The sequence below is a fragment of the Pedobacter faecalis genome (assembly GCF_030182585.1).
Taxonomy (GTDB): domain Bacteria; phylum Bacteroidota; class Bacteroidia; order Sphingobacteriales; family Sphingobacteriaceae; genus Pedobacter; species Pedobacter faecalis.
Genome location: NZ_JARXOW010000001.1, coordinates 2,203,142 through 2,220,373, shown reverse-complemented (window position 1 = coordinate 2,220,373; position 17,232 = coordinate 2,203,142). Strand labels below are relative to the sequence as shown.

The 17,232-nt window shown below is 47.5% G+C and carries 17 protein-coding genes; 8 read left to right on the top strand and 9 right to left on the bottom strand.

Going from position 1 to position 17,232, the window contains the following annotated elements; genetic code table 11:
* The first annotated feature begins 6 nt into the window (after positions 1 to 6).
* From QEP07_RS10010 to QEP07_RS10000, 3 genes are read left to right on the top strand one after another with little or no spacing between them, the layout of a single operon-like run.
* Entirely contained in the window at positions 7 to 735 is a 729-nt protein-coding gene (locus QEP07_RS10010) for a 16S rRNA (uracil(1498)-N(3))-methyltransferase (protein WP_285009949.1), read from the top strand.
* Positions 732 to 1,400 (top strand): DUF4159 domain-containing protein, encoded by a 669-nt coding sequence (locus QEP07_RS10005; protein WP_285009947.1) that lies wholly within the window; start codon positions 732 to 734, stop codon positions 1,398 to 1,400. Before QEP07_RS10010 ends, QEP07_RS10005 begins: the two co-directional genes overlap by 4 nt.
* Positions 1,401 to 1,402: 2 nt before the next feature.
* Positions 1,403 to 1,900 carry an acyl-CoA carboxylase biotin carboxyl carrier protein subunit gene (locus QEP07_RS10000; RefSeq protein ID WP_285009946.1) on the top strand — a complete coding sequence of 166 codons (498 nt, stop codon included), beginning with the start codon at positions 1,403 to 1,405 and terminating at the stop codon, positions 1,898 to 1,900.
* Between the two features lie 4 nt (positions 1,901 to 1,904).
* Here the strand turns inward: QEP07_RS10000 and QEP07_RS09995 are convergent, their stop codons facing one another.
* Positions 1,905 to 3,494, bottom strand: a complete 1,590-nt coding sequence (locus QEP07_RS09995) for an SUMF1/EgtB/PvdO family nonheme iron enzyme (protein WP_285009944.1) — start codon at positions 3,492 to 3,494, stop codon at positions 1,905 to 1,907.
* 109 nt (positions 3,495 to 3,603) lie between these two features.
* Between QEP07_RS09995 and QEP07_RS09990 the strand changes: the two genes are divergently transcribed.
* Together QEP07_RS09990 and ispF are read left to right on the top strand one after the other, a co-directional pair.
* Positions 3,604 to 4,602 (top strand): PorV/PorQ family protein, encoded by a 999-nt coding sequence (locus QEP07_RS09990; protein ID WP_285009942.1) that lies wholly within the window; start codon positions 3,604 to 3,606, stop codon positions 4,600 to 4,602.
* 23 nt (positions 4,603 to 4,625) lie between these two features.
* Positions 4,626 to 5,117, top strand: a complete 492-nt coding sequence (ispF, locus tag QEP07_RS09985) for a 2-C-methyl-D-erythritol 2,4-cyclodiphosphate synthase (RefSeq protein ID WP_285009940.1) — start codon at positions 4,626 to 4,628, stop codon at positions 5,115 to 5,117.
* On the opposite strand, the gene QEP07_RS09980 is transcribed toward ispF, so the two are convergent.
* From QEP07_RS09980 to QEP07_RS09965, 4 genes are all read right to left on the bottom strand, one after another.
* Positions 5,105 to 5,989, bottom strand: a complete 885-nt coding sequence (locus QEP07_RS09980; protein WP_285009939.1) for a pirin family protein — start codon at positions 5,987 to 5,989, stop codon at positions 5,105 to 5,107. The genes ispF and QEP07_RS09980 overlap by 13 nt on opposite strands.
* A 1-nt stretch (position 5,990) precedes the next feature.
* Positions 5,991 to 6,521 (bottom strand): YceI family protein, encoded by a 531-nt coding sequence (locus QEP07_RS09975; protein ID WP_256003116.1) that lies wholly within the window; start codon positions 6,519 to 6,521, stop codon positions 5,991 to 5,993.
* 81 nt (positions 6,522 to 6,602) lie between these two features.
* Positions 6,603 to 7,193: a Crp/Fnr family transcriptional regulator gene (locus QEP07_RS09970; RefSeq protein ID WP_285009938.1), complete on the bottom strand. Its 591-nt coding sequence runs from the start codon at positions 7,191 to 7,193 to the stop codon at positions 6,603 to 6,605.
* 5 nt (positions 7,194 to 7,198) lie between these two features.
* Positions 7,199 to 7,348 (bottom strand): FeoB-associated Cys-rich membrane protein, encoded by a 150-nt coding sequence (locus tag QEP07_RS09965; RefSeq protein WP_285009936.1) that lies wholly within the window; start codon positions 7,346 to 7,348, stop codon positions 7,199 to 7,201.
* 325 nt (positions 7,349 to 7,673) lie between these two features.
* On the opposite strand from QEP07_RS09965, the gene typA reads away from it, so the two are divergent.
* Positions 7,674 to 9,479 carry a translational GTPase TypA gene (gene typA / locus QEP07_RS09960; RefSeq protein ID WP_256003120.1) on the top strand — a complete coding sequence of 602 codons (1,806 nt, stop codon included), beginning with the start codon at positions 7,674 to 7,676 and terminating at the stop codon, positions 9,477 to 9,479.
* A 56-nt stretch (positions 9,480 to 9,535) separates the two neighbouring features.
* Here typA and QEP07_RS09955 read toward each other — a convergent pair whose 3' ends face one another.
* From QEP07_RS09955 to QEP07_RS09945, 3 genes are all read right to left on the bottom strand, one after another.
* The gene (locus tag QEP07_RS09955; RefSeq protein WP_285009935.1) at positions 9,536 to 10,099 is read right to left on the bottom strand and encodes a type 1 glutamine amidotransferase domain-containing protein; all 564 of its coding nucleotides are present in this window, start codon (positions 10,097 to 10,099) and stop codon (positions 9,536 to 9,538) included.
* 123 nt (positions 10,100 to 10,222) lie between these two features.
* The gene (locus tag QEP07_RS09950) at positions 10,223 to 10,972 is read right to left on the bottom strand and encodes a glycosyltransferase family 2 protein (protein WP_285009934.1); all 750 of its coding nucleotides are present in this window, start codon (positions 10,970 to 10,972) and stop codon (positions 10,223 to 10,225) included.
* Between the two features lie 14 nt (positions 10,973 to 10,986).
* Positions 10,987 to 12,258 carry a glycosyltransferase gene (locus tag QEP07_RS09945; protein WP_285009933.1) on the bottom strand — a complete coding sequence of 424 codons (1,272 nt, stop codon included), beginning with the start codon at positions 12,256 to 12,258 and terminating at the stop codon, positions 10,987 to 10,989.
* Positions 12,259 to 12,339: 81 nt separating this feature from the next.
* On the opposite strand from QEP07_RS09945, the gene QEP07_RS09940 reads away from it, so the two are divergent.
* On the top strand, positions 12,340 to 15,576 hold the full coding sequence (locus QEP07_RS09940; RefSeq protein ID WP_285009932.1) for a S41 family peptidase: 3,237 nt from the start codon (positions 12,340 to 12,342) through the stop codon (positions 15,574 to 15,576).
* A gap of 1 nt (position 15,577) precedes the next feature.
* Complete coding sequence (locus tag QEP07_RS09935; RefSeq protein ID WP_285009931.1) at positions 15,578 to 16,330, top strand: class I SAM-dependent methyltransferase; 753 nt, start codon at positions 15,578 to 15,580, stop codon at positions 16,328 to 16,330.
* Here the strand turns inward: QEP07_RS09935 and QEP07_RS09930 are convergent.
* Positions 16,327 to 17,232, bottom strand: a complete 906-nt coding sequence (locus QEP07_RS09930) for a glycosyltransferase (protein ID WP_285009930.1) — start codon at positions 17,230 to 17,232, stop codon at positions 16,327 to 16,329. The two genes, QEP07_RS09935 and QEP07_RS09930, sit on opposite strands and share 4 nt — an antisense overlap.

The following is a 17,232-nucleotide window of genomic DNA, read 5'->3' as shown; positions in this document are numbered from 1 at the left end:
CGTGCTATGCATGTTTTTTATACACCAGACATCAATTCAGATCAATATGTCTTGAATGAGGAAGAAAGCAGGCATTGTATCAAAGTACTCAGGTTAGTTCGCGGTTCCGTTGTGCACCTTGTAGATGGGAGAGGTGGGCTGTATACCGCGGAGATTAGTTCTTTAGGTCAGCGGAATGTGCACCTTCATATTCTTGAATCCAAGCAAAATCATCAACAGCGGAATCATCACCTGCATATAGCTGTTGCGCCTACAAAAAACATCGATCGTCTCGAATGGTTTCTGGAGAAGGCTACTGAAATCGGTATCGACGAAATCACTCCAGTTATATGCAGCCGCTCGGAGCGGAAAGTGGTTAAGCATGATCGGCTTGTAAAGGTCATCACTTCTGCAGTTAAGCAGTCGCTCCAAGCCTATCATCCGATTTTGAATCCTCAGGCCAGTCTTACGGATTTTCTGCGGTCTGATATCAGCTCTGCTGTTGACGGTAACGTCAAACAACGCAAGCTAATCGCACACTGCGAAGAAGACAGTGAGAAGGCCTACATAAGTCAACTCTGCCGCCCGTATGAGCGATATACTATACTGATCGGTCCGGAAGGTGATTTTGCGTCCTCAGAAATTGAACTTGCCCAGAGTAAAGGTTACGCACCTGTTTCACTTGGGTCGTCACGGTTGCGTACAGAGACCGCTGCACTCGCCGCATGTTTTGAAATTAATTACTTAAACAGATGAACAAAAGGCCAGGATATATATTTGCTCTGGCCTGCCTGGCTGCAGTTCTTCTTATAGGTTTTCGGGTACCAACCTACAAGATCGGCAGGCTTAAGTATAGCGGGGGGGGCGACTGGTATGCAAATCGTACCGCTTTATCCAACATAATTGACTTTTGTAACAAGAACCTGCTCACGAACTTCGCTTCTCAGGAGGTCGTTATAGATGCGGGCAGTCCGGAGCTTGTCAACTATCCGTTCATATATCTTACAGGCCACGGAAATGTTGTTTTCAGTGAAAGCGAAGCCAGCAACCTTCGGAGATACCTTACTGCTGGCGGATTTCTGCATATTGACGATAATTATGGACTTGACCGGTTTATCCGGAAGGAAATGAAGAAAGTATTTCCGGAACTCAGTTTTACAGAGTTACCAGTCAGCCACGCTATTTACAATCAAAAATTTAAGTTTCCAAAGGGACTACCCAAAATCCATGAACACGACAATAAGCGCCCACAAGGATTAGCCCTAATCCTCAAAGGCCGGGTGATCTGCTTTTACAGCTATGAGAGTGATTTAGGCAACGGATGGGAAGACTATGGCACATATCCAGGCGACACACAGGAAAGTCGTTTGCAGGCGCTTAAAATGGGTGCCAATCTGATTCAATACGCATTAACACAATAGGTATGAAAGCAAAAGTCAACGATAAGGAGATATTTGAAATCACAGTCGGTAAAGACGCCATTCAGATAGACAATCAAGAAGTCCTTTTCGATATTGAAGAGCTTGGAGAACGAAACCTGCACGTTCTTCACCATAACAAATCGTACGAGGTAGAACTGGTTGCGCATAACAGTGAAGAAAAGACCGCTCAGGTCAAAGTCAACGGCAATATCTATCAAGTAAGTCTTACCGACCAGTTCGACGATCTTTTAAAGAAGATGGGTATAGATGCAGCTTCCGCCAGAAAAGTAAAGGAGCTGAAAGCTCCCATGCCTGGCCTTGTACTAAGCCTGCCGGTCACTGAAGGGCAGGAGGTAATCAAAGGGCAAGGTTTGGTCGTATTAGAAGCAATGAAAATGGAAAACAGCATTAAGGCACCCGCAGATGCTACAATCCAAAAGATTCTCGTAAATCAAGGCGATAAAGTAGAAAAGAACCAGGTGCTGATTCAATTTCATTAAATCCTTATCTTGACCGGAACGGTTTCGCCTGGCGCTGCTTGAATTGCGGTTTACCAGTTGATCTAATCTCCGGTGCACCAAGCATAGTCATAGCACATCTAAAGCCTATATCAGCAGTACTTTGATCCTGTTGCAAGAATCTCCGGGCAGCCGGATTTAGCCACATAGCCTGATCGTCCCATGAACCGCCCTTGTATACACGCGATTTATCGTTAATCAACGTCGTTTCACCATAAAGATCTGTAGCCGGGTCACGGTAACCTCTCTGATCCGCATATGCAGTTACCCTTGCAGAATCCGGCACCCCAGCCGCAGCTGCAGCCTGTTTTTCCGCCCAGGTTTGTTTTCTGGGCGAAGCAGCGGCAACCATCACAGGCCTGTTATACTTGTCTAGTTCAACCCTTCCAGTAGCAGGATCAGCAACCTTTTTATCGGTATAAAAGTTTCCACGGTACGGGTTAAACGCATCGGCCGCTTCAAAGGTCTTCGCCCGGTATACATCGGCTACCCACTCATTCACGTTGCCTGCCATATTGTACAAACCAAAATCGTTTGGCAAATACGAGCGCACTGCAACCGTCAGCCCCCCTTTATCGTTCAAAGAGCCCCCTACGCCCATGTAATCCCCCTTGCTACGCTTAAAGTTCGCCAAGATCATACCGCGGGTACTTTTCTTGGCAGAGCTTACGCCAAGTCCGCTCCAAGGATAAATCTTATTCTCGTAAATATTTTCATATTGGGTATTGCCAATGAGCCCTAATGCTGCGTACTCCCATTCTGCCTCAGTAGGTAAGCGATACGGCTGTTTCAGGATACCATCTTCTAACCTGACATTTCTGGTGCCTGAGTTTGCCCCGGCGTTTTGGCCTGCTGCTGCGTTTGCCGGATTCAGGTCCTTAATTGCATTTTTTCCCATGTCATCATGCTGCCCGGTAAGATAAGCACCAGTACTAAACGGCGCGGTAGATCTATTCGCGGTATTGGCATTAGCCGCCGTGCCATTTGATCCGTTCAAGTCGCGGAAACTCGTCATATAACCACGCTCACGAAGCAGAAGTTCGTTAACCCGATCTGTCCGCCACGCACAATAGCGCTCTGCCTGTTCCCAGCTCACACCTACCACCGGATAATCCTGATAGGCAGGATGCCTCAGATAGTTGTCCACATACGGCTCGTTATAAGAAAGAGGCCTGCGCCACACCAACGTGTCGGGCAATTCATTGTAATAATATTCGTAATCAGTTGGAAAGTTTGTTCTGATCCAGTTCAGATATTCCAGCCAGTTTGTATTTGAAACCTCCGTTTCATCCATGTAAAATGACGAAACTGTTGTCTCCCTTTTATGATTGTACTCACTAAGCTCCTGACCGGGAATGGCGATAGCGCTTCCGCTCATCACAAAGACACCACCCTCAATTTCCACCAGACCTGGTCCCGGGCCCCGTTTAAACTTGTTGTTCACCTGAAAGCCGCCGTATTCCTGTTTGTTATAAGCCATTCCGGTTTTGTCGGACACGGCCGACTTAGGCTTGCAGGAAAGCAGCGTCACAGCCATTAAAAAAGAACCCAAAGTGTAGATGTAAATGTTTTTCATCAGATTGGTCGCAGTTGTAACAATAACGTTTAAAAATACGAAAAAACAAGCACTCCACAAAAAACTTAAGGCATTTGTGCCCAAACATCAATACTTATTAACTTAGCCCATGAGATTTTCCTCGTCAACAGCATGCGTTTTATGGGGCGTATGCATTGCCATCTGCGCTACAAAACTTGCAGCTCAGACTTCCGTTTCTAACCATGCAGGGAAGCCGGGTGGTGCTACCTTGTTTCCAGTGTTATTGATCACGCCCGACGCTCGATCGGGCGGAATGGCTGGTGCGGGTGTAGCCGTAAGTCCAGACGCCAACACACCAAGCATTAACCCCGCTAAACTCGCATTTGCAGAAAGTGACTATGGATTAGCCGTTTCTTACTGCCCATGGATGCCAAATGCCGTAAGCGACGTCGGCCTCGCTTACGTCAGCAGCTTTTTTCGTGCAGGTCAAAATGGCTCGGTGGCTTCTTCACTCCGTTTCTTTTCGGCAGGCGAAATCAGGCTGACAGACATTGGTCAGCAAGATCTAGGTACGTTTGCCCCAGGAGAATATGCCTTTGATCTGGCCTACGCCCGTAAGTTCGGCGATCAGTTTTCGCTGGCAACGAGTTTAAGGTACATATCTTCAGCTTTTACCGATGTTCGGGCTATGGCTGTTGATGTTTCGACATTTTACAAGAGGCCAGCCCATATCATGGGCATGGAAGCTATTGTCGCTGGCGGTATTCATATCGCCAACATCGGCATGCATGTCAGTACAACAGGCGGCCTGGGAGAAGAGCAAACCCTGCCATCCGCTGTCCGTATCGGCGGGGCATCAACAATACTGTTCGGCGAGTATAATGAACTTACGCTGGCAGCCGATTACAATACCGAAGGATGGACCGCTGCGGGTATGGAATATTGGTGCCGAAACCGTTTCGCGCTCCGGACGGGTTATCACTACGGACTATGGGATAGCGGGCAGCGGTATTTTACAGTGGGCGGGGGACTAAAGCATCAGTGGCTGCAAGTCGATTTTTCTTATCTGATTGCGAATACGCAACAGAATCTTGTCGCCAATACGATTAGGTTAGGTTTATTGCTTAATTTTGGTCACCCGCAGTAAAGCGGTTTGAAATAAACAGCACCATGAAGATAAAAGTTGGATTCGGGTTTGATGTTCACCAGTTAAAAGATGGTCATCCTTTCGTTGTAGGTGGCGTAACACTGCCTCACCACAAGGGGGCTTACGGGCACTCCGATGCAGACGTTTTGCTCCATGCGATTTGCGACGCACTGCTTGGCGCCGCCAATCTCCGCGACATTGGCTTTCATTTCAAAAACACCGATCCCCGGTGGAAAGGCATAAGCAGTCTGATCCTGCTCAGAGAATCCGTGAAACTTCTTTCAGAAAAAGGATGGCTTATAGGCAATATAGATGCCATGCTATGCCTCGAAGCGCCTAAAATCAATCCGCATATTCCGTCTATGCAGCAACATATTTCCGAAGCTACGGGTATACCGGTCGAGGACATTTCCATAAAAGCCACTACCAATGAGCAAATGGGCTTCATTGGGCGCGAAGAGGGCGTGGTGGCCTACGCGGTTTGCCTTATCCAAAAGGCAGATCATTCCAGGTAGCCGAACTTACCTTCATTATAGTCGGCAATCGCCTGATCAATTTCTTCCGGTTTGTTCATGAGAAAAGGACCGTACTGTGCAATGGGTTCGTCAATAGGCTCTCCGCTCATGATGAGTACCGTAGCATTCTCTATGGCCTCAAGTTCAATCAGGGCACCAGAGTGCTCAAAATGAACAAACTGATCGGCTACGGCTATGGCTGTTTCGTCATCTGCGGATCCGTTAATCCGCACGCTTCCATCCACCACCATAAAGCCCGTGTTATAGCTAGCCGGAAGCGTAAACTCAGCTTTCCCGCCAGCATTTAAGCGCGCATTATACAAATGCAGCGGAGAAAACGTACTGGCTGGCCCCTGTAGCCCCTTGTATTCGCCAGCAATTACCTCCACAACGCCTCCGCCATTTTCGAGCGAATAACCAGCCATATTTCCACGTCTGATGTCCTGATATTTCGGATCTGTCATTTTAAACCGCGCAGGCAGGTTTACCCAAAGTTGCACCATTTGGAACGGGCCGCCCGTAAGGCTGTACTGCTGCTCATGATACTCCTTGTGCAATACCCCACGGCCCGCAGTCATCCATTGCACGTCCCCCGGGAAAATGGTGCCACTGTTGCCTGCACTGTCGTGATGCGACACGGCGCCATGATAGGCTATTGTAACTGTTTCAAAGCCACGGTGCGGATGCACACCCACGCCCCGGGGCTCCTGCCTGGGCGAAAACTCGATCCTGGCATTATAGTCGAGCAGGAAAAACGGGCTCATATTTATTTTGTATCCATTCGGAAAGAAATTGTGTACCCGGAATCCATCGCCTACCATATGTGGTGCCGGCGCGTTTAGCACGGCCGACACACTTTTTATTGCATTCATGTTAAGCTCCTTTCACAAACTGCAGCTCACCCGCAATCTTAACCTCTTCGCTTACCATCACACCTCCGGTTTCCAGTGCTGCATTCCAGGTAAGCCCGAAGTCCGTTCTGTTAATTTTGCCACTTAAGGTAAAACCAGCTTTGGTATTCCCCCATGGATCTGTCGCAATACCGCCGAATTCTGCGGTCAGTTTCACCGGCCTGGTTACATCTCTAATTGTCAAATCGCCCTGAACGGCATAATCACTACCGTCTTTTGTTATAGCAGAAGATCGGAAGCTGATAGAAGGGTACTTTTCTGCGTCGAAGAAATCGCCACTCTTTAAATGATTGTCCCTGTCCGAATTTCCAGTGTCGATCGACGCGGTCTCCGCTTCGAAACTTACCTGGGCGTTCTCAAAATCATCACCCTCGGTGGTTACCGATGCATTAAAAATCTTTAAGCTGCCGGTTACCGTAGTAATCATCAGGTGCTTTACTTTGAACTGAAGTTCACTGTGTGTAGGATCGAGTGTCCATGTTGTTGTTGCCATAATTATCGTGTTTTTAGAGTTAACAAATTACTGTCTTTCAACAACACAAAGTTAGGCATGCGGTTTTCCCCGGACGTTGACCTATGTTAAGAAATTCCTGTGCGCCAGATCTTTTCTTACCCGGCTAAGTGATTCCGGTGTAATGCCGAGATAAGAGGCGATCATCCATTGAGGAACGCGAAGCGTAAGGTTGGGATAGAGCTTAATAAAATTCAGGTATCGCTCTTCAGCGGTAGCGCTTAACAGCATATTGATGCGGCGCTGCATAAAGCGGATCGCATTATTGAGCATGGTATTGTTCAGGTCGGCCATGCAGGGTACAACCTTCGAAGATTCCATGATAAAATCCTTAGGCAGCACGATTGCTTTAGTAGCCTCTACAGCATCCAGGAAGAACTCCGACTCTTCATTAAACAGGATGCCATTCCGTTCCGATAGCCACCACTGCTCCGGTGCAAACTGAATAATGTGTGTTTTTCCCTTGCTGTCAATAGAATAACTCCTGAGCAGGCCCTCCAGTACAAAGTACACATGCGATGACACTTCGCCCTTCATCAGGATCATTTCACCCTTGTCAAAATCCTTTATCCTGAGGTGCGCGGTAATTAAACCAAACTGCTCATCTGTAATGGCAACTTTGGTTTGAAGGTACTCTTTGAAGCGCTGGAGCATTGCTGCTAGGGCTTAATGTTCGAAAAATCTACACCACATTTGCAGTTAGAGCCGCAGCCGTTTCGCTTGGGCGATACAGAACGGTATATCAGGCGACCGATATAAAACAGTGCGGCCACAAATAATAACCCTGCAAGTACAACCTGAAAATCCATAAGTCAAATATAGGCGTTAGAAATCAAAACTTGGTCTCTCCAATGTAAATCCTAACCGCAATGATCTTGTTTAACTTTTAGTTCGATTTCAACAATTATTTAACAGGGCTTTGTAAGGGGGCTAATAGGGACTTTGCCCTATGATCTCCCTGTAATGCCCCTGTTAACCCCCTGTTATCTCCCTGTTATCATGCTTCTCGTTACTTACCATTTTATAACCATAGTCGTCTACGTGCCGGGAGCAGATCCGTCATCTTAGTCTAGCATAACAAATTGATTTATAAAAATAAACCGTATCTTTGCGCCAAATTTTTACAAGGCATTTATGCAAAAAATCAGAAACATAGCTATTATAGCGCACGTTGACCATGGCAAAACCACATTGGTTGACAAGATCTTACACTCCTGTTCCATTTTTCGGGACAACGAACAAACAGGAGAGTTAATACTTGATAACAATGACCTGGAACGTGAGCGCGGTATCACTATCGTTTCTAAAAACGTTTCGGTCCAATATAAGGATGTTAAGATCAACATTATAGACACCCCTGGTCACGCCGACTTTGGTGGAGAGGTAGAACGCGTACTGAAGATGGCCGATGGCGTGCTTCTTTTGTGTGATGCCTTCGAAGGAGCCATGCCTCAAACAAGGTTTGTGACGCAGAAAGCCTTGTCACTAGGGTTGAAGCCCATTGTGGTGGTCAACAAAGTGGATAAGGAGAACTGCCGTCCGGAAGAAGTATACGAACAGATTTTTGAATTATTCTTTAACCTGGAGGCTACTGAGGAGCAACTCGACTTCCCGGTGATCTACGGATCTTCTAAGCAGGGCTGGATGAGTACCGACTGGAAAAAGCCGACGACGGATATATTCGCGTTGCTTGATGCAGTTGTTGAGAATATACCTCCTGCACCCGTCAACGAAGGTACGCTGCAAATGCAGATTACATCGCTCGATTATTCTTCATTCGTAGGTCGTATCGCTATTGGCCGCGTACACCGTGGTGTTATCAAAGAAAACCAGCCGGTTACGTTGATCAAGCGTGACGGCAAAATGGTCAAGTCGAGAGTAAAGGAACTTTATACCTTCGAAGGTCTTGGTAAGATTAAGGTTGCCGAGGTAAAATCTGGTGATATCTGTGCGGTTGTAGGGATAGAAGGTTTTGAGATTGGTGATACTATCGCCGATTTTGATGCACCAGAACAACTGCCGGTAATTAAAATTGACGAGCCTACGATGAACATGCTGTTCACGATCAATAACTCGCCGTTCTTTGGTAAAGAAGGTAAGTTTGTGACTTCACAACGCGTAAAGGAACGTCTCTATAAAGAAATGGAGAAGAACCTGGCCCTGAAAGTGGTTGAGACAGAATCGCCTGATGCATACCTGGTTTACGGAAGGGGTATTCTTCACTTGTCTGTACTTATCGAGACTATGCGTCGCGAAGGCTATGAGATCCAGGTTGGTCAGCCACAGGTTATCGTAAAAGAAATAGACGGCGTAAAATGTGAGCCGGTTGAGACCCTGATCGTTGATGTTCCCGGAGAGGTTGCCGGTAAGGTTATCGAGCTGGTTACACAGCGTAAAGGCGAACTCCACATCATGGAGCCAAAAGGAGATCTTCAGCACCTGGAATTTGAGATTCCTTCACGCGGAATTATCGGCCTCCGGAATAATGTGCTTACCGCCACAGCAGGTGAGGCTATCATGGCGCACCGCTTCAAGGCTTACGAGCCATGGAAAGGAACAATTCCTGGACGCATGAATGGCGTACTTGTATCTATGGAGAAGGGTACTACTACGGCATATTCAATTGATAAATTGCAGGATCGCGGCAGGTTCTTCGTAGAGCCTGGTGTAGACATTTACGAGGGGCAGATCCTTGGTGAGCACATCCGCGACAATGATCTTGTTATTAACGTAGTAAAAGGTAAGGCACTTACCAACATGCGTGCCTCAGGAAGTGACGACAACACCCGTATTGCACCGGCGATCAAGTTTTCGCTGGAAGAAGCTATGGAATATATCCAGGCGGATGAGTACATTGAGGTGACTCCGCAGAGCATGCGTCTGCGTAAAATATATCTCACAGAAAATGAGCGTAAGATAAACGCCAAGAAGTTCCAATAAGAGAAAGGGCCTGATTTTAATCAGGCCCTTTTTTATAAGTGAACGGTCAACTGCCATCAGGCATGCTGACCTTCATGTACGCCTTCGGCAAATTCCTCTACGATTTTGTCGTTGAAGGCCGGTAGGTCTTGCGGACCGCGACTGGTTACCAGTCCCTGGTCTACCACTACTTCCTCGTCTACCCAGTTTGCCCCGGCATTTTCAAGGTCTACCTTAACCGTTTTTACCGATGTCAGCTTTCGACCTTCCACAACCTGAGCAGAGATCAATACCTGTGGCGCGTGACAAATGGCAGCCACTGGTTTACCTGCTTCAAAGAATGCTTTAACAAAGCTGAGGGCATCCTCATTCTTTCTCAGTGAATCGGGGTTCAGTACACCGCCGGGAAGGAGCAAGCCGGTATAGTCGCCTGGGTTTGCTTCCGCTAAGGTCTTGTCCACATCTACTTCAATCGTCCAGTCGCGATCGCCTTTCATGGCCTGGATTTTTCCAGGCTCGGAAGAGATGATATGTACAGTAGCTCCTTCTTCGCGAAGGCGTTGAACCGGACTTGTCAGCTCTGATTCTTCAAAGCCGTTCTCAGATAGCACGGCTATCGTTCTGTTGCTTAATTGTCCCATAATACAAATTTTAATTGATGATCAATAGAGGCGCATGCCCTGCGCCCATCACGGAATATAGGACAGATAGGCCGGAAGATTGTTTGTCATTTTTTTATTTGACGGGCTAGTTCAGCCAGCGGATTAGTCGTTGGTACGCCGGTGCCGGATATAATAACTGAGCAAGTTCACCGCTATAAATACATGGTTAATGACGTTGGGAATCAGCCCGTAGTATTTTGAAAGGATGTGGAAGCGTTCTTTCAAACTGGCCAGGTGTTTTTTCTTGGATATGCCGCCCACAAGATATTTGGCAACATACATCCGGGTGTTAACGATGCTCGAAGCGCGCTTGGCAGCTTTGATGATCCAGTCAATATCGGCGCTATACTTATAACGGAGATCGAAAGGCGTGGTAATGCTTCGTCTGATGTAAATCGCCTGATGGCTTACCGTCATCCCATACCGGAAGCTGCGCCAGTTGAACACCTCGGGAGCGCAGTGTCGCCGTTGTCCCAGGCTCTTCCATTCGGCGTCATACATCTCTGTTTCCCCATAATAAATATCTGCCGAATCGGAACTGTCGAAAACTTCAGCCACAGTTACAGGCGCATAAATTTCATCTCCGGAGTTCATGAATAAAACATAATCGCCCGTAGCCAGCGCAAGCCCTTTGTTCATGGCATCATAAATCCCCTTGTCCGGTTCAGATATAAACCCGGCAAGCTGCGACTGGTACTTGCCGATGATTTCCCGGGTACCATCGGTCGACGCTCCGTCGATGACAATATATTCGATGTTTCTGTAGGTTTGACCTAGTACTGAAAGCATGGTGCGCTCAATATCCCTTACATTATTGTATACGATGGTGATAACACTTAGCTTGGGCAGCATGCAGTTTTTTAAAGTTAGCGCGGTTGTAAATCAATCAGTGACTGATACAATAATAAGTGTTTTTGCGCAATAACTTCTTCAGAGAATTGTGATAAAATGGTTTTTCTGGCCTCCTTTTGGATCTCGGCCGCATGTTCTTCATGATAAAGCCATTCCATCCCGGTAGCAAGGTCGGCTGCCGACTCATATTCAGCCAGGTAGCCGTTCAAAAGGTGCTTCACCATGTCGGGTATGCCCCCGGTTTTGAAAGCAACCACCGGTGTCGCGCAGGCCAGGCTTTCCATTACAGTGTTGGGAAGATTATCTTCCAGGGAGGGGGTAACAAATACATCGGCTGCCGAATAACATTTTGCCAGGTGCTCATCGTTGCTGATAGTGCCGAGAAAAGTAGTTTTAAACGGAAAATCCGGCATCTCCGTGTTCGGCTTATTTCCAAAAACGATCAGCTCAATACGCTCCTTGTCGACCCCCGGGCGGGAAGCGAGGTCGTTGAGCGCAGCAAGCAAATAAGGAGTGCCTTTGTGTTTGTCGTCGCTCGACGGCATAAAGCCGCTCATCAGCACAAATTTGTCAGGGTTTATCCTGAGTATCCTTTTGGCTTCAGTCTTCACGTAAGGCTTGAAGATCTTGGTTTCGATGGTGTTTGGAATTACGGTGACTTCCCGGAAACCCATCAGACTGCTCATTTTAACTGAGGCCGCCATCCAGTTGCTCGGCGCTATAATATGACAGTTCAGCTCAGAATAAGCCCTCTTTTTGCGCAGCCAGGTCTGGTGCGACTGATCGTTGGGTCCGCTCGACTTAAGCAGCGGGCAATGCCCGCATTCTTTATGGAAGTGCTCACAGGAATACCGCACATGGCATCCGCCGGTGAAGGCATTGCTATCGTGAAAAGTCCAGACAATCGGCTTTTCCAGCTCGTCCAGCTGTGCGATAAACTTCGGTGAAAGGAAACCATGATTAACCCAGTGCAGGTGGATGATGTCGGCTCCCTGAAGTGCCGGATGTTTGATCACCGAGCGTCCGAACCACTGGAGGGAGAAAGGTGTTTTAAGCGCTTTGGTTACAGCCTTAGAGAGGTAACGCTCCGACAGGATATTAAAAACCGCGGCGGCTTTCTGAATCATCGTGTTGCTGAAGGATCCCGTTTTACTGCTTGGCTTAAACTGGTAATAGACCATCACGCTGGAGTCTGCTCCGGACGCGTTGAGCGCATCATTCAGCCGCAGGCAGGCCCTGCCAGCTCCACCATTTCCTTCATATGTATTTAAGTGTACGACTTTCAACAGGACAAATTAATTATGGACGAAAAATACATATATTTGGTAATTTACAGAATAAAAACCACAAACAGACCCCAAATACGTATGAAAAAACTCGTTTACGGCATAGCCGCTGCGCTCATGGTTTGCAGCACTTCCGCCTATGCACAAAGTGATGCCCGCTTTACGGCTTATCCAACGCTAACGCCCGACGGGCAAACGGTTATCTTTAGTTATGAAGGCGATTTGTGGAAGGTGGCTACAGCGGGAGGCGAGGCCAGCAGGATTACGGCGATGCCGGGAAATGAGATCAGTCCGCGGGTATCGCCCGATGGAAAATGGCTGGCGTTTTCCTCCGATCAATATGGCAATTACGATGTGTATGTTATGCCTTTAGGCGGGGGAACCATCCGGCAGCTTACACATCATGATGCCGGAGATGAGGTAGACGGCTGGGGTTGGGATTCGAAGACCATTTACTTCACTTCAGGACGCTATAATATGTATGCTGGATACCGCGTGGATGTGATGGGAGGTACTGCCCGCCGGTTATTCAGCAATTATTTTAACACGGTGCATAACATTGCGGAAGCACCCAATGGGGAACTGTTTTTCAACGATACCTGGGAGAGCAGAAATTTTGCCAATCGTAAACGCTATAAGGGGGCCTATAATCCGGACGTACAGTCATATAATCCCAAGACGAAGGTTTATAAACAATACACCAACTATATCGGGAAAGATTTTTGGGCCAGTGTAGACAGAAACGGTAAGGTGTATTTTGCTTCAGACGAAGGTAACGAGGAATATAACCTCTACACCTTTGATGGGGGCAAGAAAACAGCTTTAACACGCTTTGATTCGTCTATTAAGCGCCCGTTTGTTGCTGCATCAGGAAATAAAATAGTTTTTGAAAAAGATTATCAACTTTATCTATATGATGTTGCTTCAAAGCGTTCGGAACTCCTAAATGTGGCCATTTCCCGGAACGATGTCCTTAACAAGGAGCAGGAGTACGACGTGCGTGGATCGATCTCAGCCTTTGATTTGTCGCCCGACGGCAAGAAGCTGGCCTTTATATCCAGGGGCGAATTGTTTGTGAGTGATGCCGAGGGTAAGTTTATACGGAAGATCAGCCGGCCGCTTACCAATGGCAGGTTTGCGGAGCGCGCTATGGAAGTCAAATGGCTTCCGGACAATAAGACTTTGCTGTTTAATCAGACGCATAAAGGTTACCAAAACCTTTTTACGATTGCGGCCGATGGAAAGGGCAACATAAAACAGCTAAGCTCCGATAATGCCAACAACAGGGACATCGTGTTTAATAAAGAGCGTACCCAGGCAGTATATCTGAGCGGCAGGAATGAAGTCAGGCTGCTCGATTTGAAATCAATGGGCAGTAAGACCATTGTAAAGGATGAAATCTGGGCTTTTCAGAACTCCAGACCTTCTTTTTCTCCGAATGGTGAGTATGTGCTTTTTACGGCATTCCGTAATTTTGAACAGGATGTTCTGGTGCATCACCTCAAGAATAACAAAACCATAAACCTGACCAATACAGGCGTAACTGAGGCCGCGCCAGTTTGGTCGCCCGACGGCAAATACATTTATTTTACCAGCGACCGGACAAAGCCGAATTATCCCTTTGGCATGCAAAACAGTAAGGTGTACCGCATGGCGCTCAACAATTATGATGCACCTTATAGAAGCGACAAATTCGATGAGCTTTTTGAAGAAAAAAAGGTGGAAAGCCCGGAGCCTAAGCCTGCTCAAAAGGATACCAAAGGTAAGGACAGCAAGAACAAAGACAGCAAGGGTAAATCGGTAGCCGACACGGCGAAGAAAAGCGGCAAAGATGACAAGCCTGTTAAACCAGCTAATGTTATAGTCATCAATACCGAAGACATTATGGATAGGGTGGAGTTGATCAGTCCGGGATTTGGCGGACAATACGGTATGGACGTATTTGCCAAAGGTGATAAGACCTATGTGTTCTACACGTCCAACCACGAGGGTGGCTCGCAGGCTGTATACCGTACCATTCTGGAGCCGTTTGAAGCCAACAAGACCGAAAAGGTTGCCGACGGGTATGCGGGAATTATAGAAGCTGGTGGTAAATATTATGCGCTTAGCCGGGGTGTCATCAACAAGTATAATATTGATATGAACCGGATGGACGCCTTGAATATGGGGTATAAGTTTAACCGCAGCCTGGCGGGCGAGTTCAACCAAATGTTTTATGAAACATGGGCCGGACTGGAAGAGAATTTTTACGATGAGAAGTTTCATGGGGTAGACTGGGCGAAGATGCAGCAACGTTATGCCCAATATTTACCGCATGTAACAAGTCGCGCCGATCTACGTATACTGCTCAACGACATGCTGGGCGAGTTGAATTCCTCTCACTTAGGCTTCAATAGTTTTGGAGCAGAAGAAGGCAAGCGTCTTAATTATGTGACTAACGAAAGCGGAATTGTGTTTGATGAGCAAAATCCCTTGAAAGTGAAATATGTTGTCGCGAAGAGCAACGGACAGCGGGAAGGTGTAAATATAAAAGCTGGTGATATTCTGACGGCAGTAAACGGCGTTAAAATAGACCCTGCGGCAGACCGCGACCAGTATTTTACAACGCCCTCTTTGGAACAGGAGATGACCCTTACGCTTGAGCGTGGAGGCAAGACCGTCACCGCGAAGGTACATCCACAAAGCAGCGGCGCGCTGCGAGGCAATTTTTATGATGAATGGATCAACAGTAACCGTCAGCGTGTGAAGCAACTGGGTCATAACCGCATTGCATACTCCTACATGAAAAATATGGGAACCGGAGAGTTGGAGCAATTCCTGCTTGATATGGTAGCCCAGGAAAATAACAAGGAGGCTATTATACTCGACCTGCGGTACAATACCGGCGGGAACGTGCATGATGAAGTATTGCGCTTCCTGTCGCAGCGGCCCTATCTGAAGTGGAAGTACAGGGGTGGAAACCTGTCGCCCCAGAGTAACTTTGCCCCTGCGGCAAAGCCCATCGTGCTGCTCATTAACGAACAGTCACTCAGCGATGCGGAGATGACTGCGGCTGGTTTCAAGGAGCTGAAGCTAGGCAAGATTATTGGCACGGAGACTTATCGCTGGATCATCTTTACCTCGGCAAAAGGATTGGTAGACGGGTCGTCTTACCGCCTTCCTTCCTGGGGCTGTTATACGCTGGATGGGAAAGACCTGGAGATGACCGGCGTATCGCCCGACATCTACGTGAAGAATACGTTTGAAGACAGGCTGGCCGATCGCGACCCTCAATTGGAGCGCGCCATTTCCGAAATCTTAAAAGATCTGGGCAAATAGTATGGAGAACCTGCTGACCGATAGGGCGTTTTGGGTTAAATACTGGGAAAGTAAGAATGATCTGGCTGTACCCATCCCTGATGATTATCTTTTTCACAGGGAGCTTGCCTCACTGATACAATCTCAGAACGTCCAGACGGCTATAGAGCTGGGCGGTTTCCCGGGCTATTATGCGGTATTCCTGAAGCGCTATTTTAACCTCGACGTAACCTTGCTCGATTATTTTATTCATGAGCCCGTAACCAGGGCATTGCTGGAAGCTAATGGTCTTGGCGTGCATGATATTGCCGTTATAGAGACCGATCTTTTCAGTTATAAGCCTGAAAAGCAATACGACCTGGTGCTTTCATGCGGACTGATCGAACATTTTAAGGATACTGCCGATATCATTCAAAGACATATCGACTTTGTTCGCCCTGGCGGTTCCCTGATGATCACCTTGCCTAATTTCCGGGCGTTGAACGGCTGGTTTCAAAGGCGGTTCGACAAGGAGAATTACGATAAGCATAATATAGACTGCATGGATCCACAGCTGCTCAGGCAGATCTGTGAACGTGCAGGTCTGGACGTGGTCCAATCAAGGTACTATGGCCATTTTAGCCTGTGGCTCGAGAATGAAAAGAAAAAACCCGCTGCGGTGAGGCTGCTTAAAAAAACACTCTGGCTCGCCGGAAAAGTGTTTATAAAAGTACTGCCCTTTAATTCAAGGGCGTTGTCGCCCTACATCATGCTTGAAGCAAGAAAGCCGGCTTAACCACGATTGAGGCGCTGGCCGACGTAACGTTTGATGCGTTGCCATAGCGATCCTTTCCGGTTGGACAGAAAAGCTTTGATGGCCTGATAGGCGGCTGTATCTTCTTCCAGTTTAGAAGGAAACTGCGTAATTGGCTTTGGGTTGATGACCACATTATAGATGTCATTTATACCAGAGTGTACTCCGGAGCCGTCATGGCCAATATTATTGACGAGGGAATGTGAGGGGTTAAGCGTCAGACCATTTTTCAGGAAAATGGAGGCGTACCAGCGAATAGCCCAGGAATCGTTTCTCCCCCTCTTATAGTCCGTTAGCTGCTTCCAGAAGTTCATGGTGCCATCTATGGAAAAGGCTTGCCTTTTCGGTTTGTCAAACTGCCTGAGCAGCACGTCGGCATCCGGTTCAAAGTGCTTCCATGCCCGCTTCCAGGTGGCCCAGCCCCAACTCGTTGCTGCGCGATAAAAAAAGGTTTCAGGTAGGGGTGTGTCCCTAAGCGGATACATATAGGCACCGATATGCATCACGCGTTCCTCATCCTGATAACGCTGCAAGGCTTCATTAAAGTAAGTCAGCGTATAAGGCGAAGTGATCAGGTCATCTTCAAAAACAATGACCTGCTTATAGTCGGACACCAGCCTGGAAACCCCGGCTATGATGGATTTGGCCAGGCCAAGGTTTTCTCTGCGTTCTATAATTTCGACGGATTTAAATCCCTCTATGTTCCTTATGAGTTCCCTGACTTCCTTCACCTTCCCTTCATCGGAAGCAGATTTAGGGCCGTCCGAGAAGACAAAAAGCCGGCTTTCGGAGGCCAGATCGTTTTGTTTAAGGAATTTTAGTGTGCGTTCCGTGTGATTGGGGCGGTTATATACAAAGAGTGCAATAGGGGCAAAGGTTTGCAT

Excerpts from the sequence above, each read along its gene's own strand:
- QEP07_RS09980 (WP_285009939.1), bottom strand. The coding sequence starts at position 5,989 with ATGAATGCAATAAAAAGTGTGTCGGCCGTGCTAAACGCGCCGGCACCA.
- QEP07_RS09940 (WP_285009932.1), top strand. The coding sequence starts at position 12,340 with ATGAAAAAACTCGTTTACGGCATAGCCGCTGCGCTCATGGTTTGCAGC.
- QEP07_RS09990 (WP_285009942.1), top strand. The coding sequence starts at position 3,604 with ATGAGATTTTCCTCGTCAACAGCATGCGTTTTATGGGGCGTATGCATT.
- QEP07_RS09970 (WP_285009938.1), bottom strand. The coding sequence starts at position 7,193 with ATGCTCCAGCGCTTCAAAGAGTACCTTCAAACCAAAGTTGCCATTACA.
- QEP07_RS09965 (WP_285009936.1), bottom strand. The coding sequence starts at position 7,348 with ATGGATTTTCAGGTTGTACTTGCAGGGTTATTATTTGTGGCCGCACTG.
- QEP07_RS10000 (WP_285009946.1), top strand. The coding sequence starts at position 1,403 with ATGAAAGCAAAAGTCAACGATAAGGAGATATTTGAAATCACAGTCGGT.
- QEP07_RS09975 (WP_256003116.1), bottom strand. The coding sequence starts at position 6,521 with ATGGCAACAACAACATGGACACTCGATCCTACACACAGTGAACTTCAG.
- QEP07_RS09935 (WP_285009931.1), top strand. The coding sequence starts at position 15,578 with ATGGAGAACCTGCTGACCGATAGGGCGTTTTGGGTTAAATACTGGGAA.
- QEP07_RS09950 (WP_285009934.1), bottom strand. The coding sequence starts at position 10,972 with ATGCTGCCCAAGCTAAGTGTTATCACCATCGTATACAATAATGTAAGG.
- QEP07_RS10005 (WP_285009947.1), top strand. The coding sequence starts at position 732 with ATGAACAAAAGGCCAGGATATATATTTGCTCTGGCCTGCCTGGCTGCA.
- ispF (WP_285009940.1), top strand. The coding sequence starts at position 4,626 with ATGAAGATAAAAGTTGGATTCGGGTTTGATGTTCACCAGTTAAAAGAT.
- QEP07_RS10010 (WP_285009949.1), top strand. The coding sequence starts at position 7 with ATGCATGTTTTTTATACACCAGACATCAATTCAGATCAATATGTCTTG.
- typA (WP_256003120.1), top strand. The coding sequence starts at position 7,674 with ATGCAAAAAATCAGAAACATAGCTATTATAGCGCACGTTGACCATGGC.
- QEP07_RS09955 (WP_285009935.1), bottom strand. The coding sequence starts at position 10,099 with ATGGGACAATTAAGCAACAGAACGATAGCCGTGCTATCTGAGAACGGC.
- QEP07_RS09930 (WP_285009930.1), bottom strand. The coding sequence starts at position 17,232 with ATGCAAACCTTTGCCCCTATTGCACTCTTTGTATATAACCGCCCCAAT.
- QEP07_RS09995 (WP_285009944.1), bottom strand. The coding sequence starts at position 3,494 with ATGAAAAACATTTACATCTACACTTTGGGTTCTTTTTTAATGGCTGTG.